This window comes from Streptomyces sp. SID9727, assembly GCF_010550605.1.
In the GTDB taxonomy this organism is placed as follows: Bacteria; Actinomycetota; Actinomycetes; order Streptomycetales; family Streptomycetaceae; genus Streptomyces.
Map to the genome: position 1 here is coordinate 1 of NZ_JAAGNI010000521.1, position 16,915 is coordinate 16,915.

The 16,915-nt window shown below is 75.2% G+C and carries 6 protein-coding genes and 1 pseudogene; 6 read left to right on the top strand and 1 reads right to left on the bottom strand.

Annotated features, from left to right (window positions below; all coding sequences use genetic code 11):
- Positions 1–135: 135 nt before the first annotated feature.
- From G3I41_RS35400 to G3I41_RS35425, 6 genes are all read left to right on the top strand, one after another.
- Positions 136–6,579 (top strand): non-ribosomal peptide synthetase, encoded by a 6,444-nt coding sequence (locus tag G3I41_RS35400; protein ID WP_164404615.1) that lies wholly within the window; start codon positions 136–138, stop codon positions 6,577–6,579.
- Positions 6,561–13,049, top strand: coding sequence for a non-ribosomal peptide synthetase (locus G3I41_RS35405; RefSeq protein WP_203602121.1), 6,489 nt, complete (start codon positions 6,561–6,563; stop codon positions 13,047–13,049). The genes G3I41_RS35400 and G3I41_RS35405 overlap by 19 nt, the downstream gene beginning before the upstream one ends.
- 166 nt (positions 13,050–13,215) lie before the next feature.
- Entirely contained in the window at positions 13,216–13,434 is a 219-nt protein-coding gene (locus G3I41_RS35410; protein WP_164404616.1) for an MbtH family protein, read from the top strand.
- A complete protein-coding gene (gntD, locus tag G3I41_RS35415; RefSeq protein WP_164404617.1) occupies positions 13,431–14,453 on the top strand; it encodes a guanitoxin biosynthesis L-enduracididine beta-hydroxylase GntD in 1,023 nt (340 codons plus the stop codon). The genes G3I41_RS35410 and gntD overlap by 4 nt, the downstream gene beginning before the upstream one ends.
- Positions 14,450–15,196, top strand: a complete 747-nt coding sequence (locus G3I41_RS35420; protein WP_164404618.1) for an SDR family oxidoreductase — start codon at positions 14,450–14,452, stop codon at positions 15,194–15,196. The genes gntD and G3I41_RS35420 overlap by 4 nt, the downstream gene beginning before the upstream one ends.
- Positions 15,197–15,470: 274 nt before the next feature.
- Positions 15,471–16,712 carry a cytochrome P450 gene (locus tag G3I41_RS35425; RefSeq protein ID WP_164404619.1) on the top strand — a complete coding sequence of 414 codons (1,242 nt, stop codon included), beginning with the start codon at positions 15,471–15,473 and terminating at the stop codon, positions 16,710–16,712.
- On the opposite strand, the pseudogene G3I41_RS36605 reads toward G3I41_RS35425, so the two are convergent.
- Positions 16,640–16,915, bottom strand: a pseudogene (locus G3I41_RS36605) (hypothetical protein); the annotation flags it as partial. The gene G3I41_RS35425 and the pseudogene G3I41_RS36605 sit on opposite strands and share 73 nt — an antisense overlap.

Here is a 16,915-nt window from a genome sequence, read left to right on the forward strand (position 1 = left end):
CGCGCCCGCCGTCGCCCCGGCGCCCCACGACCGCCGGACGTCCCGCCCTGCGGACCGCGCCGAACACCCCGCGGTCCGGCCCAGGGCACCAGACCGAGGCGCGCTGGAACGCGCCGGGAAGGTGGTCGTCGTCCGATGACTCCGCTCGTCACCGAAGGCACCCCGTTTCCGCTGACCGCCGCCCAGCGCGGGGTCTGGTTCGCGCACCGGCTCGCCTCACCCACCTCGACGTTCAACCTGGCCGACTACCTGGAGATCCGGGGACCGGTGGACGCCGGCATCCTCCGGCGCGCGGTCCGCCGGGCCGAGGTCGAGAGCGGCACCTTCGACGTGGCCTTCGGCGAGGGCCCGCAGGGCCCGTACCAGAGCGCCGTCGCGCAGGCGGGCGAGCTGCTGCGGGAGATCGACCTCTCGGAGCGGCCCGACCCGCACGCCGAGGCGCTGCGGTGGATGGCCGAGGACCGGCACACCGCCCTGGACATCGTCCGCGACCCGCTGTTCAACGAGGTGCTGCTGAAGCTCGGCGACGCTCACTTCATCTGGTACAAGCGCTGCCACCACATCCTCATCGACGGCTTCGGCAGCGTGCTGTTCACCCGTCGGGTCGCCGAGCTGTACGCCGCCGAGGCGGCCGGCGAGGAGCCCGCGGGCGCCCCGCTGAACACCCTCGCCGAGCTGGTCGCCGAGGAGGCCGCCTACCGCGCGTCCGACCGCTTCACCCGCGACCGCGCCTACTGGCTCGACCGGTTCGCGGTGCAGCCGGAGACCGCCACCCTGTCGGACCGCACGGTGCCGGGCCGGGCCGGAGAGGTGCTGCCCACCCGCACCGCCGAGCTGCCCGAATCCGCGCTGGCCGCGCTCCGGACCGCCGGACGCGAGGCCCGGACCACCTGGACGGTCCCGGTGCTCGCCGCGGTCGCCGCGTACCTGCACGGCATGACCGGACAGCGCGACCTCACCATCGGTGTCCCGGTCGCGGCCCGCCGCACCGACATCGCCCGCAACAACCCCGGAATGATGGCCAACCAGCTCCCGCTGCGGCTCACCGTCGACCCGGCCACCACCCGCTCCCAGCTGCTGCGCCAGGTCGCGTCGGGGCTGGCCGAGCTCCTTGAGCACCAGAACTACCCGTACGACGACCTGCGGCGCGACCTGAAGCTCGTCGGCAGCGGCGGCCACCTCTTCGGGGTGCAGGTCAACATCCTGCCCACCAGCAGCGACCTGCTCTTCGACGGCCACCCCACCTACGCGCGCACCCTCCAGGGCGGCCCGGTCCCCGACCTCAACATCAGCGTCCGCCCCCAGGGCGCCGGCCGGGGCGCCGCCATCGACTTCGAGGCACCCGCCGACCGGTACACCGAGGACGAACTCGCCGCCCACCAGGACCGCTTCCTGCGCTACCTCACCGCGCTGGCCACCGCCCCCGCCGACCTCCCGATCGGCCGGGTCCCGCTCCTGGGGCCCGCCGAGCACGAACGGGTCCTCGTGGAGTGGAACGACACCGGCCGGCCGGACGCCGGGGCCACCTTCCCCGAGCTGTTCGAACGGCAGGTCCGGGCCACCCCGCACGCCGACGCCGTACGCGCGGGGGAGACCGCGCTCTCGTACGAACGGCTCAACGCGCGCGCCAACCGGCTGGCCCGCCTCCTCGCCCGCAAGGGCGCCGGGCCCGGCACCCGGGTCGCCGTCGCCATGGACCGCTCGCCCGAGGCGGTCGTGGGCGTCCTCGCGGTCCTGAAGGCGGGTGCCGCGCATCTGCCGGTCGACGTGTCGTACCCGGCCGAGCGCATCGCGTACATGCTGGACGACGCCCGCCCCGCCCTCATGCTCACCACCCGCCCCGCCGCCGCCCGGCTCACCGGTCTCGCGGACCTCCCCGAGCAGCTGTTCCTGGACGAGCTGTTCGTCGGCGACCTCTTCCTGGACGAACTCGTCCTGGACGAGGCGTCCCTGGCGCCGCACGCCGACGACAGCGACCTGACCGACGCGGACCGCACCGCGCCGCTGCGCCCCGGCCACACCGCGTACGTCATCTACACCTCCGGGTCCACCGGGCGCCCCAAGGGCGTCCTGGTCCCGCACACCGGGATCGCCGCCCTCGCCTCCACCCAGGCCGACCGGCTCGCGCTGCGGCCCGGCGAGCGCGTCCTGATGTTCGCCTCGCCCAGCTTCGACGCCTCCGTCTGGGAGCTGTGCACCGCGCTCCTCACCGGCGGCTGCGCGGTCGTCGCCCCCGCCGAACGCCTGCAGCCGGGCCCCGCCCTGGCCGCCCTGATCGCCGAGACCGGCGTCAGCTGCCTGCTGCTCGCCCCCTCCGCGCTGTCCGTGATGGCGGAGGGCTCGATCCCGCCGGGCGTCACGCTCGTCGTCGGCGCCGAGGCGTGCCCGCCCGACCTGGTCGAGCGCTGGTCGCCGGGCCGCCGCATGGTCAATGCCTACGGGCCCACCGAGTCCACCGTCATCACCACCATGAGCGCCCCGCTCGCCGGCCGCACCGTGCCCCGGATGGGCCGCCCCGTGCACCGCACCCGGGTGCGCGTCCTGGACGAGGCGCTGCGCCCGGTCCCGGCGGGCGTGGCCGGGGAGCTGTACATCGCGGGCTCCGGCCTGGCGCGCGGCTACCTGAGCCGCCCCGCCCTGTCCGCCGGGCGGTTCGTCGCCGACCCGTACGGCGAGCCCGGCGCCCGGATGTACCGCTCCGGCGACCTCGCGCGCTGGACCCCCGACGGCGAACTGGAATACCTGGGGCGCGGCGACGACCAGGTCAAGGTGCGCGGCTTCCGGATCGAGCCCGGCGAGATCGAGGCGGTCCTCGCGGCCGACCCGGCCGTCGGGCACGCCACGGTCGTCGTCCGCGAGGACGCCCCCGGGGTGCGCCGCCTCGTCGCCTACGTGGTGCCCCGCTCCGGCGCGGTGCCGGAGCCCGCCGCCCTGCGGGAGCTGGCCGCCGCCGGGCTGCCCGAGTACATGGTCCCCGCAGCCGTCGTGGTGCTCGACGCCCTCCCCCTCACCCCCAGCGGCAAGCTGGACCGCAGCGCCCTGCCCGCACCGGAGTTCACCGGCGCCGCCGAGAGCCGCGCCCCGCGCGACGACCGCGAGCGCCTGCTGTGCGACCTGATCGGCGAACTCCTCGGCGCCACCGCCGTCGGCATCGACGACAACTTCTTCGACCTGGGCGGCGACTCGATCGTGGCCGTCCAGTTCGTCACCCGGGCCGGCCGCGCCGGGATCGGCCTCACCCCGCAGGACGTCTTCACCCACCGCACGGTCGCCGCCATGGCCGCCCACGCGGCGGGCATCGACGCCCCCGGTGACGAGGCACCGGCCACCCCGCCGGTCCCCGAACCCGTCGGCCCCGAGGAGGCCGCCGCCCTGCGCGCCCGCTGGGCCGGGCGGAACGCGGAGGCGCTGCTCCCGCTCGCCCCGCTCCAGGAGGGCATGCTCTTCCACGCCTTCTACTCCGGCGCCGCACTCCGTGACGGCGACGCGGACGCGGGCCCCGACCCGTACAACGTGCAGAAGGTCTTCGGGCTCGCCGGGCCGCTCGACGCCGAGGCGCTGCGCCGGGCCTGCCGGGGCGTGCTCGACCGGCACCCCGCGCTGCGCGCCGCCTTCGACCGCGCCGGGTCCGGGGTGCCGGTCCAGGTGATCTGCGGCGGCCTCGAACCGGACTGGGCCTTCCACGACCTCGCGGACCTGCCCGCGCCGGAGCGCGCCACCGCGCTGTCCACGCTGCTCGCCTCGGACAAGGCCCGCCGCTTCCCGATGGACGCGCCGCCGCTGATCCGCTTCGGCCTCGTGCGCACCGCCCCGGACGAGCACCTGCTCGTCCTCACGAACCACCACATCCTGTACGACGGATGGTCGTTGCCGCTGGTGCTGCGCGACCTGTTCCTGCTGTACGCGGACGGCGGCGCCGGGTCCGCGCTGCCGCCCGCCGTCCCGGTATCCGACCACCTCGGGTGGCTCGCCGCCCAGGACCACGCGGCCTCCGAGGACGCCTGGCGCGCCGCGCTCGCCGGCCTGGACGAGCCGACCCTCGTCGCCCCCGGCGCCCAGGCCGCCACCGGCACCCCCGCCCTCGCCGTCACCGAACTGGACGAGGAGCTGACCCGGGCGGTCAACGCGGCCGCCCGCGCCCGGGGCCTGACCACCAGCACCGTCGTGCAGGGCGCCTGGGCGCTGCTCCTCGCCCTGCTCACCGGCCGCGACGACGTCGTGTTCGGCACCACCGTCTCCGGCCGGCCGCCGCTGCTCCCGGGCGTCGAGGAGATGGTCGGGATGCTGATGAACACCGTCCCGGTCCGGGTGCGCGTCGACCCCGCGCAGCCGTTCGCCGCGCTCCTCGCCACCGTGCAGGCGGAGCAGGCCGCGCTGACCGGGCACCACCACCTCGGGCTCGCCGCGCTCCAGCGGCTGACCGGGATGCCCGAACTCTTCGACACCAGCACCGTCTTCGAGAACGCCCCGGTGGACCGCGCGTCCATCGGCCGGGCCGTCACGGGCCTGCGGATCACCGTCGAGGAGTCCGACGCCACCGGCGCCACGCACTACCCGCTCAGCCTGATCGCCGCCCCCGGCGACCGGATGCGCCTGGAACTCACCTACCGGGCCGACCTGTACACCGGGACGGAGGCCGACGCCGTCCTCACCCGGCTCCGGCTCGCCCTCGCGGCGTTCGCGGCCGACCCGGACCAGCCGGTCGCCGGAATCCGTCTGCTCACCGCCGAGGAGACGGCCGGGGCGCTCGCGGCGGGCACGGGCCCGGTCCGCGCCTTCCCGGACGCCACCCTGCCCGAGCTGTTCGCGGCCCAGGCCGCCCGCACCCCGGACGCGGTCGCCGTCGTCTGCGGCGCCGAGACGGTGACGTACGCCGGACTGGACGAGCGGGCCGGCCGCCTCGCCGCCGCGCTCGTGGCCAAGGGCGCCGGGCCCGGGCGGGTCGTCGGGGTGAGCCTGCCCCGCTCGGCCGAGCTGATCGTCGCCCTGCACGCCGTGCACCGCGCCGGGGCCGCCTACCTGCCGATCGACCCGGAGTACCCGGCGGAGCGCGTCCGCAACATGCTCAGCGACGCCGACCCGGTCCTCGTCATCGACCCGGCCAACTACGCGGCGCTGACCTCGGGCGCCCCGGCCGCCGACGGCCCGGCGCCGGACCGCCCGCTGCCGCTGCACCCGGCCTACGTCATCCACACCTCCGGTTCCACCGGCCGCCCCAAGGGCATCGTCGTGGCGCACGCCGGGGTCGCCAACTACCTGCACTGGATGCAGGACGCGTTCCCGCTCGGCCCCGGCGACCGGGTCCTCCAGCGCACCTCGATGAGCTTCGACCCCTCGGTGTGGGAGATCTTCTGGCCGCTCATCACCGGCGCCGCCGTGGTCATCGCCGAGCCGGACGGGCACACCCGGCCCGGCTACCTGCCCGACCTGATCCGCCGGGAGAAGGTCACCGTCGCCCAGTTCGTGCCGTCCACCCTGGAAGTCTTCGTCCAGGAACCGGGCGCGGACCGCTGCGACGGGCTGCGGCGGGTGTTCTGCGGCGGCGAGGCCATGACCTCGGGTCTGGTGGAACGGTTCCGCGCCGTGAGCGGGGCCGCCCTGCACAACCTGTACGGGCCGACCGAGGTGTCCGTCTACTCCACGAGCCACCTGGCCGTGGCCGGCGCCGAACCCGCCGCCGTGCCCGTCGGCCGCCCCGCGTCCAACCTGCGGGTGTACGTGCTCGACGCCCGGCTGCGGCCGGTGCCCCCGGGGGTGAGCGGCGAGATCTGCATCGCGGGACCCGGCGTCACCCTCGGCTACGCGGGCCGGCCCGGCCTCACCGCCGAACGCTTCGTCGCCGACCCGTACGGTGCGCCCGGCACCCGGATGTACCGCACCGGCGACCTCGGCCGCCGCCGGGCCGACGGGGAGCTGGAGTACCTGGGCCGCGCCGACCACCAGACGAAGATCCGCGGCCACCGCATCGAGCTCGGCGAGATCGAGACCGTGCTGACCGCCGACCCCTCGGTGGCCCGCGCCGCCGTCATCGTCCGGGAGGACCGGGCGGGCGCCCCGCGCATCGTCGCGTACGCCGTCCCCGCCACGGGTGCCCTCGACGCGGACGCGCTCCGGGAGCACCTCGCCGCCTCGCTGCCCGGCTATATGGTGCCGTCCGTCCTGATGGAGGTCGCCGCCCTGCCGCTGACCCCCAACGGAAAGCTGGACCGCAAGGCCCTGCCCGTACCGGAGTTCTCGGCCGCCCCCGCCGGACGCGAACCGCGCGACGCCCGCGAGACGCTGCTCTGCGGCCTGTACGCGGAAGTGCTCGGCCTGGAACGCGTCTCCATCGACGACGACTTCTTCGGCCTCGGCGGCGACTCGATCATGTCGATCCGGCTGGCCGGCCGCGCCCGCACCGAAGGGCTCGACCTCACCCCGCGCGACGTGTTCACGCACAAGACCGTCGCCGCGCTCGCCCCCCACGCCACGGACGTCGCGGCGGGCGAGGGCGCCTGGACCCCCGCCCAGCAGCCCCTCGTCCCGCTCGACCTGGACGAGCTCGAAGAGCTCGAAGCCCAATGGGAGAACTCGAAGTGAAGCAGACCTCACTGGAAGCGGTCCTGCCGCTGTCCCCCTTGCAGGAGGGCATGCTCTTCCACGCTCTCTACGACACCGAGGGCGTCGACTTCTACAACATGCAGACGCCCCTGGAGCTGGCCGGGGCGCTGGACGCGCAGGCCATGAAGCGCGCCTGCGGGCAGCTCCTGGAGCGCCACTCCGGTCTGCGCGCGGGCTTCCTGCAACGCCGCTCCGGGCAGGCCGTCCAGGCCGTGGCCCGCTCCGTCGAGGTGCCCTGGGAGGAGAGCGACCTCAGCGGCTTCGGCGAGAGCGAGCAGCGGGCCCGGCTCACCCGGCTCCTCGCCGCCGACCGCGAGCGCCGCTTCGACCTGGCCCGCCCCCCGCTCGTCCGCTTCACCCTGGTCCGGCTGGGCGCCGAACGCCACGTCCTCGTCATCACCAACCACCACATCCTGGTCGACGGCTGGTCCCTGCCCATCGTGCTGCGCGACGTCTTCCGCCTCTACCGGCGCGCCCGGGGCGACGCGGGCCTGCCCGGCCTGGAGGCGGTCGCCCCGTTCAGCGACTACCTGGGCTGGCTCGACGCCCAGGACCGGGCCGAGGCCGAGCGCGCCTGGGCCGAGGCGCTGGACGGCCTCGCCGAACCGACGCTGGTCGCCCCGGCCGCCACCGCGGGCACCCCGGGCCGCCAGCAGCGCGTCATCGCGGACCTCCCGGCCGAGCTGACCGCCGCGCTCACCACGGCCGGGCGGCAGCGCGGACTGACCCTCAACACCGTGGTCCAGGGCGCCTGGGCGCTGCTCCTCGCCTCCCTGACCGGGCGCGACGACATCGTGTTCGGTGCCACCGTCGCGGGCCGCCCGCCGCAGATCCCCGGCGTCGACCACATGGTCGGCCTGCTCATCAACACCGTGCCGGCCCGGCTGCGCGTCGACCCGGACGAGCCGCTGTCCGCGATGCTGGCCCGGCTCCAGGACCAGCAGGCCCGTCTCGGCGGCTACCACTACCTGGGCCTCGCCGACATCCACCGGACCACCGGGCTCACCGAACTCTTCGACACCACCGTCGCGTTCGAGAGCTTCCCGATCGACCCGCTGGCCGCCTCCAAGGCGATCCCCGGCATGGCCATCTCCATCGTGGAGGCCACCGGCCACGAGGCCCACGAGGGCACCCACTACCCGCTCAGCCTCGCCGTCTACCCGGGCGACGAGCTGCGCCTCGAACTCAACCACCGCCAGGACCTCTTCGACACCGCGGCGGCGACCGCCCTCCTCGGCCGGCTCCGGCTGCTCCTCGAAGGCTTCGTCTCCGCCCCGGACACCCCCGCGGGCCGCGTCGACCTCCTCACCGAGGAGGAGCGCCGCCGCACCCTCTACACCTGGAACGACACCGCCCGCGAGGTTCCCGACACGACCCTCCCCGAGGTGTTCGAGGCGCAGGTGAGGGCCACCCCCGAAGCGACCGCCCTCGTCGGCGGCGGGCAGGACCTCACCTTCGGCGCCCTCAACACCCGCGCCAACCGGCTCGCCCGGCTCCTCGCCGCCCGGGGCGCCGGCCCCGACACCCTCGTCGCACTCGCGCTGCCCCGCACCGCCGACACCGTGGTGGCGATCCTCGCCGTGCTCAAGGCCGGCGCCGCCTACCTGCCGGTCGACCCGGAGTACCCGGCCGCCCGGATCACCGCGCTGCTCGCCGACACCGCTCCGGTCCTGCTGGTGACCACGGACGCCGTCGCGGCCGGACTCCCGGACGGCGGCCCGGACCGGCTCTCCCTGGACGCCCTCGCGGCCGAGCTCGACGGCGGGACCGGAGCGCCCTCGGACGCCGACCTCACGGACGCCGACCGCACCGCCCCGCTGCTCCCCGCGCACCTCGCGTACACCATCTCCACCTCGGGCTCCACCGGCACGCCCAAGGCCGTCGCGGTCGAGCACCGCGCCCTGGTGAACATGTTCCACAGCCACCGGGACCGGTTCTTCGCGCCGGAGTCCGAGGCGGCGGGCGGCCGGCGGATGCGGGTCGCGCTCACCAACGCGCTGGTCTTCGACGCCTCGTGGAGCCAGCTCCTGTGGATGACCGGCGGCCACGAACTGCACCTGGTGGACGACGAGACCCGCAAGGACCCGCACGCGCTGACCGCGTACGTCACCGGGCGGCGGATCGACGTCCTCGACACCACGCCCAGCTTCGCCCGCTCCCTCCTCGCGGCCGGACTCCTCGCCACCGAGGGCCACCGCCCGACCACGCTCGCACTGGGCGGCGAGGCCGTCGGCGACGACCTCTGGGACGAACTGCGCGCCACCGAGGGCCTGAACGGCTACAACCTGTACGGCCCCGCCGAGTGCACCGTCGACGCGATGCTGTGCCGTACCGGCGACAGCGACCGCCCCGCCATCGGCCGCCCCGCGCACAACACCCGCGTCTACCTCCTGGACGCCCGGCTGCGCCCGGTGCCCGCCGGTACGGACGGCGAGCTGTACATCGCCGGGGCCGGGCTCGCCCGGGGCTACCTCGGCCGCCCCGGCCTCTCCGCCGAACGCTTCGTCGCCGACCCCTTCGGCGCGCCCGGAGCCCGCATGTACCGCACCGGGGACCTCGGCCGGTGGCTGCCCGACGGCACGATGGTGTTCGCCGGGCGCGCCGACGACCAGGTCAAGATCCGGGGCTTCCGCGTCGAGCCCGGCGAGATCGAGGCGGTCTGCGCCGCCGACCCGGCCGTCGCCCGGGCCGCTGTCGTGGCCCGCGAGGACCGGCCGGGCGTCAAGCGGCTCGTCGCCTACGTGGTGCCCGCCGACGCCTCCGCCGACCTCGCCGGGCTGCCCGGCCGGCTGGCCGGGGTGCTGCCCGCGCACATGGTGCCCGCCGCCGTCGTCGCGCTGCCCGAGCTGCCGCTCACGATCAACGGCAAGCTGGACCGCCGCGCCCTGCCCGCACCGGAGTTCGCGGGCGCGGCCGACGGCCGGGCGCCGAAGGACGACCGGGAACGGCTGCTGTGCGAGCTGTTCGCCGAGGTGCTGCACGTCGAACGCGTCGGTGCCGACGACAGCTTCTTCGACCTGGGCGGCGACTCGATCCTCTCGCTCCAGCTGGTCTCCCGGCTGCGCAAGGCGGGCCTCGCGCTCACCCCCAAGGACGTCTTCACCCACCGGACCGTCGCCGCGCTGGCCACCGCCGCCACCACGACCGCCGACGCCGAGCCCTCCTTCGTACCGCCGGAGGGGCCGCTCGTCACCCTCGGTGCCGAGGAACGGGCCGAGCTGGACCGGGACTTCCCCGGGCACCTGGACGTCCTGCCGCTGACCCCGCTCCAGCAGGGCATGCACTTCCACGCCCTGCTCGCCGAGGACGGCGTGGACGTCTACAACACCCAGCGCCCCCTGCAGCTCGCGGGAGAGCTGGCCCCGGGCGTGCTGCGGACCGCCTGCGAGGCACTGCTCGCCCGGCACGACAACCTGCGCGCCGCGTTCGTCCGCCCGGCCGGTGGGGCCGCCGTCCAGGTGGTGCCCGCCGCCGTGGCCCTGCCGTGGACGGACCTCGACCTCACCGGGCTCGACGAGGAGACCCAGCGCGACCGGGTCGCGGCCCTGCTCGCCGAGGACCGGGTCCGCCGCTTCGACCTGGCCGACCCGCCGCTGGTGCGGGTCACCCTGGTCAAGCTCGCCGACGACCGGCACCTCTTCCTGCTGACTCACCACCACATCCTGCTCGACGGCTGGTCGCTGCCCCTGATGTTCCGCGACCTGTTCGAGCTGTACGCGAACGGCGGCGCCTCCGCGGCCCTGCCGGCCGTCACCCCGTACCGCCACCACCTCGGCTGGCTCGCCTCCCAGGACGGCACGGGCGAACAGCTGTGGAAGGAGGCGCTGGCCGGGCTCGACGGGCCGACCCTGGTCGCGCCCGGCGCCGACGCGGCCGCCGCCGTCGTCCCGGACCTCGTCGCGCACCGCCTCGGGGCCGCCGAGACCCGGGCGCTCACCGCCGCCGCCCGCGCCCACGGGCTGACCCTGAACACCGTCCTCCAGTACGCCTGGGCGGTCGCCCTCGGCCGCCTCACCGGCCGCCGCGACGTCGTCTTCGGCGCCACCGTCGCCGGACGCGCCCCGCAGCTGCCCGGCGCCGAGTCCGTCGTCGGCATGCTGATGAACACCATCGCGGTCCGGGTGCGCTGGGAGCCGGGCCAGACCCTCTCCGGCGTCCTCGCCCGGCTCCAGGACGAGCAGGCCGCCCTCGGCGAGGCGCACCACGTCTCCCTGGCGGCCGTGCAGCAGGGCGCCGGCCACGGCGAACTCTTCGACACGGTCCTCGGGTTCGAGAACACCCCGGTCGACCGGGCCGCCGTCCAGGAGCAGGTGCCCGGTCTCCGGATCTCCGTGGACGACATCGCGGCCCCCGGCGCGACCCACTACCCGCTCAGCCTGGTCGTGGTGCCCGGCGAGCGGCTGAGCCTCGAACTGAACTACCGGGGCGACCTGTTCACGCACGAGGAGGCGGACGGGCTGCTCGCCGTGGTGGGCCGGGTCCTGGACGCCCTCGTCGCCACCCCGGACCTGCCGACGGGCCGCATCGGCCTGCTCTCCGCGCCGGAGCTCGACCGCCTGGTCGCCGAGCCCAACCGGGGGGCCGACGCCCGGGCCGCAGCCCCGGCCACCTTCCCCGAGCTGTTCGCCCGGCAGGTCGCCGCCCGCCCGGACGCACCCGCCGTCACCGGACCGGGGGGCACCCTCTCCTACGCCGAACTCGACGCGCGCGCGAACCGCCTGGCCCGCGTGCTCGTCTCCCACGGCGCCGGCCCGGAACGCCTGGCCGTCGTCGCCATGCCGCGCTCGACGGACTCCGTGGTGTCGATCGTCGCCGCGCTCAAGGCGGGCGCCGCCTACCTGCCGCTCGACGTCAGCTATCCGGCGGACCGGGTCGCGTTCATGCTCCGCGACGCCGCCCCGCACCTCGTCCTCACCACCCGGGAGGCCGCCGAGGGCCTGCCCGCGCCGGAGGACGACGGCCCCACCCGGCTGTACGTGGACGAGCTGACGGTTCCCGAGTCCACCTCCGCCGCCGACCTCACCGACGCCGACCGGACGGGCCCGCTGCGCCCGGCGTCCGCCGCGTACGTCATCTACACCTCGGGCTCCACCGGCACCCCGAAGGGCGTCCTGGTCACCCACGCCGGGCTCGCCTCGATGATGGCCGCCCAGGCCGACGGGCTCGACGCCAAACCGCTCGGCAGGGTCCTGCTCTACGCCTCGCCCAGCTTCGACGCCTCCGTGTGGGAGCTGTGCACCGCGCTGCTCACCGGGTCCTGCGCCGTCGTCGTACCGGCCGGTGAGCTCCTGCCGGGGCAGCCGCTCGTGGACACCGTCGCCCGGTACGGGGTGAACTGCCTGCTGCTGCCGCCGTCCTCGCTGGCCGTGGTCCCCGAGGGCGGGCTGCCCGAGGGCGTCACGCTGGTCGTCGGCGGCGAGGCGTGCGCGCCCGACCTGGTGGCCCGCTGGTCCGCCGGACGCCGCATGGTCAACGCGTACGGGCCGACCGAGTCCACCGTCATGGCCACCATGAGCGCACCCCTGGCCGGGCGCACCGCCCCGCCCATGGGCCGCCCGGTCGCCGGCAGCCGCGTCTACGTGCTGGACGAGACGCTGCGCCCGGTCCCGCCCGGGGTCCCCGGCGAACTGCACATCGCGGGCGCCGGGCTCGCCCGCGGCTACCTCGGCCGCACCGCGCTCACCGCGCAGCGCTTCCTCGCCGACCCGTTCGGCGCCCCCGGCACCCGGATGTACCGCACCGGCGACCTCGCCCGGTGGACCGCCGACGGGCAGCTGGAGTACCTGGGCCGCAGCGACGAGCAGGTCAAGGTGCGCGGCTTCCGGATCGAGCCCGGTGAGGTCGAGGCCGCGCTCACCGCCGACGCCTCGGTGGACCGGTCCGTCGTGGTCGCCCGCGAGGACGCCCCCGGCATCCGGCGCCTCGTCGGGTACGTCGTCGCCGCACCGGGCCAGCGGGTCAGCCCGGCGGCGCTGCGGGAGCGGGTCGGCGCGGTGCTGCCGGACTACATGGTCCCGGCCGCCGTGGTCGAGCTGGACGCCTGGCCGGTCACCCCGAGCGGCAAGCTCGACCGGAACGCCCTGCCCGCCCCGGACTTCAGCGCCGCCGCGACGGGGCGCGCCCCGCGCGGCGAGGCGGAGGAGCTGTTCTGCGCGCTCTTCCAGGACGTGCTCCAGGTGGACCGGGCCGGCGCGGACAGCAGCTTCTTCGACCTGGGCGGCGACTCCATCACGTCCATCCAGCTCGTCACCCGGGCACGCAAAGCCGGGTACGAGATCGCCCCGCGCGACGTGTTCGCGGGCCGCACCGTCGCCGGTCTGGCCGCGCTGGCCAAGCGGCTCGGCTCCGAGGCCCGGCAGCCCGCCGCGGTCCCCGAGGAGCCGCTGATCGCCCTGGACCAGGACGAGCTGGACGAGTTCACCGCGGAGTGGGACGACGACTCCGCCTGAGACCTCCCCGGCGCGCGCCCGCGCGCGCCGGGGACCACGCCCCACGACGCACCGGCAGGGACCCTGCTCGGCCGGTTCCGAGGGCGCCCGCACCACCCCGCGGCCGAGGGGGCCGCAACAGGACCGGACCCGACCGGCACCGGCCGGCCAGAGAGAGGACACGACGATGGCGAATCCGTTCGACGACGAGGGGGGGACCTTCATGGTCCTCGTCAACGACGAGGGGCAGCACTCGCTGTGGCCGGCCTTCGCGGAGGTCCCGGCCGGCTGGAGGACCGCGCTCGGGGAGTCCGGCCGGGCGTCGGCGCTCGCGTACATCGAGGCCGAGTGGACCGACATGCGGCCCAAGAGCCTGGTCGCCGCCACCGGGGGGAGTGCCCGATGACCGTCCTGGAGAGCGTCGCCGCGTACACCCTCACCGGCCGCGAGACCGCCGAGCTCGGGGAAGGGCTCGCCTCGCTGCGCGACAGCGCGGGCGACCCGTCGTTCCCCGACTTCTACGACCACTCCTGGCAGGCCGTCGAGGTCCTGCCGGCCGGGCTGCGCGCCTTCCTGGAGGACTTCCGGCGCACCGAGCAGTCCGCCGCCTGCCTGGTCCACGGCTTCCCGGTGGACGACGAGGCTCTGGGCGCGACCCCCGCGCACTGGAGCGAGGCGATCACCGTCAAGAACGCCCTCGACCAGGAACTCGCCCTCGCGCTCTGCGGGATGGTGCTCGGCGAGCCGTTCGCCTGGGCCACCCTCCAGCAGGGGCGGCTCGTGCAGAACGTCCTGCCGATCGCCGGCGACGAGGAGAACCAGAGCGGCTACGGCAGCGAATCGCTCCTGGAGTTCCACACCGAGGACGGCTTCCACCCGCAGCGCTGCGACTACCTGATGCTGCTCGGCCTGCGCAACCACGACCGGGTGCCGACCATCGTCGCCTCGGTCCGCGACATCCGGCTCTCCGACGAGGACCGCGACATCCTCGCCTCCGAGAGCTTCCACATCCTGCCCGACACCGAGCACATCCGGCAGCTGGAGGCGTGGAACCCGGACCACCCGGCGCTCGCCGAGGCCCGGCGGATGCTGGAGCGGCCGGTGCCCAGCGCGGTCCTGCTCGGCGACCGGCTCAGCCCGTACCTGCGCATCGACCGGCCCTTCATGCGCTGCGTGGGCGACGACCCCCGGGCCGTCGCCGCCCTGGACCGGCTCATGGCGGAGCTGGAGCGGGTCCAGCAGGACGTGGTCGTGGAGCAGGGCTCCCTGCTCGTCGTGGACAACTACCTGGCCGCGCACGGCCGCCGCTCGTTCCGGGCCCGCTACGACGGCACCGACCGCTGGTTGAAGAAGCAGCTGGTCAGCCGCAACCTGCGGCGCGGCCTGAACACGTCCACCACGGACAGCCACCGGGTCATCCTGTGACCGGCGGCCGTACCGTCGTCGTCTCCGGCGCGTCCAGCGGCATCGGCCGCGCGGTCGCCGCCCGGTTCGCCCTGGACGGCGACCACGTCGTCAACCTGGACGTGGCGAAGCCGGACGGCGAGGTCCCCGGCGTCCGGTGGCTCGACGTGGACGTGGCCGACTGGGACGCCGTGGGCGAGGCAGTCGCCGCCGTCCAGGAGTCCACCGGCCGGCTCGACGTGGTGATCGCCAACGCCGGCATCAGCATCCGCCACGGCGTCCTCGAACTCACCGAGGCCGAGGCGCGCAGGACCCTCGACGTCAACCTCATGGGCGTCCTGGCGCTCTGGCGGCACGCCGCCGGGCACATGGTCCGCCAGGGCCACGGCGTGCTGCTCGCCACGGCGTCCGTCAACGGCTCGCGCGGCTACCCGCTCTACGCGGACTACAACGCCTCCAAGGCCGGGGTCGCCTCGCTCTGCCAGACCTTCGCCATGGAGCTGAGCCCGATGATCCGGACCGCGTGCGTCACCCCGGGGGCGGTGCTCACGCCGATGCAGGAGGCGGAGTACACCCCGGCCATGCTGGACGAGGTCAACGCGCGGATTCCGGCGCGGCGGCACGCCCTGCCGGAGGAGATCGCCGCCGCCTTCCACTACCTGGCGTCGGACGGGGCCCGGTTCATCACCGGCCAGGAACTCGTCGTGGACGGCGGCGAGACCGCCGGCGCCACGACGGCCTTCTTCCCCGGCCACACGCCCTAGGGCGTGTTTCGAAAGTCCCGCCTGTCCGGCGACGCCTGGCACGCACGCTCGCCGCGTTGTCGGGATCACCCCGATACAACCAGTATCGGGGCGACCCTCCGCCTTGCGATCGCACGCACCAGACGCCGCCGGACCCGCCCTGCGGGCGGACGGCGCTACTTTCGAAACACGCCCTAGTCGCACCCGGGGCCGCCGGACCCTCACCTCCGGCGGCCCCGCCCGCCCACGACCGCCGCCCACGACCACCGGACACGACCGCAGAAATGGAACGATCATGACCGAGCGCCCCGTGTTCGACCCGGCGCACCTCGACACGGCCGACCTCTCCGACCCCCGGCTGCACGCCACGTACGACCTGCGCGAGCTGTGGAGCCACCTGCGGGCCGAGTCGCCGGTGCACTGGCACCCGCCGGCCGGGCAGACCGACGGCTTCTGGGTGCTGACCCGTTACGAGGACGTCGCCGCCGTCTACAAGGACAGCCGCACCTTCACCTCCGAGCGCGGCAACGTGCTCGACACGCTCCTCCACGGCGGGGACTCCGCGGCCGGGCGGATGCTCGCCGTCACCGACGGCCGCCCGCACTCCGCGCTCCGGGGTGTGCTCAGCAAGCCCTTCTCGCCGCGCTCGCTGGACGTCGTCGTGGACAGCGTGCGGCGCTCCACCCGCGAGCTGATCCGGCAGGCCGTGGAGCGCGGCAGCTGCGACTTCGCGACCGACGTCGCCGCGCACATCCCGCTCGCCGCGATCTGCGACCTGCTCGGCGTCCCGCCGGAGGACCGGGGCCTGATCATCGAGCTGACGTCGTCGGCGCTCTCCTCCACCGACGGCGCCCCCACCCAGGAGGGCACCTGGTCCTCCCGCAACGACCTGCTGCTCTACTTCTCCGAACTCGCCCAGTCGCGGCGCGAGAAGCCGTACGACGACGTGGTGAGCCTGCTCGTCAGCAAGGAGGTCGACGGGCGCCCGCTGACCCACGAGGAGATCATCTTCAACTGCTACAGCATCATCATGGGCGGCCACGAGACGACCCGGCTCGCGATGATCGGCGGCTTCCGGGCCCTGGTCGACCACCCGGACCAGTGGCGGGCCCTGTGCGACGGCGAGGTGCCGGTGGCCCAGGCCGTCGAGGAGATCCTGCGCTGGACCACCCCCGCCCTGCACAGCGGCCGCACCGCCACCCAGGACACCTTCCTCGGCGGCCAGTTCATCGAGGAGGGCGACGTCGTCACCGTGTGGAACGCCTCCGCCAACTTCGACGAGACGGTCTTCCCCGACCCCTACCGCTTCGACCTCGCCAGGACCCCGAACAAGCACCTGAGCTTCGCCCACGGGGCGCACTTCTGCATCGGCGCCTACCTGGCCCGGGCCGAACTCTCCGCCGTGGTCGAGGGCTTGCGCGAGTACGCCGCCGAGCTGGCGGTCACCGGCCAGGAGAGCCGGGTCTACTCCAACTTCCTCAACGGCCTCGCGAGCCTCCCGGTGACCCTGACGTCCAGGGCCCTGACCTCCGCCTGATCCGCAGCGCCCGGCCCCGTACCGCCGTCCGGTACCGGGGCCGGTACGGCGAGCCCCACCCGCAGCAGTCCGCGCCCGGCCGCCCAGGTCCCCCGCAGCAGCTCCGGGAACGGCGGCCCGCCCGGCACCGGCCCGCCCGGCACCCGCGCGGTGAACGCGCCGTCCGCCGACAGGGCGACCTCCGCGTCCAGCCACCCCAGCGG

What these genes read in the sequence shown, in the direction of transcription:
- G3I41_RS35405 (WP_203602121.1), top strand. Translation starts at nt 6,561, where the DNA reads ATGGGAGAACTCGAAGTGAAGCAGACCTCACTGGAAGCGGTCCTGCCG.
- G3I41_RS35425 (WP_164404619.1), top strand. Translation starts at nt 15,471, where the DNA reads ATGACCGAGCGCCCCGTGTTCGACCCGGCGCACCTCGACACGGCCGAC.
- G3I41_RS35400 (WP_164404615.1), top strand. Translation starts at nt 136, where the DNA reads ATGACTCCGCTCGTCACCGAAGGCACCCCGTTTCCGCTGACCGCCGCC.
- gntD (WP_164404617.1), top strand. Translation starts at nt 13,431, where the DNA reads ATGACCGTCCTGGAGAGCGTCGCCGCGTACACCCTCACCGGCCGCGAG.
- G3I41_RS35410 (WP_164404616.1), top strand. Translation starts at nt 13,216, where the DNA reads ATGGCGAATCCGTTCGACGACGAGGGGGGGACCTTCATGGTCCTCGTC.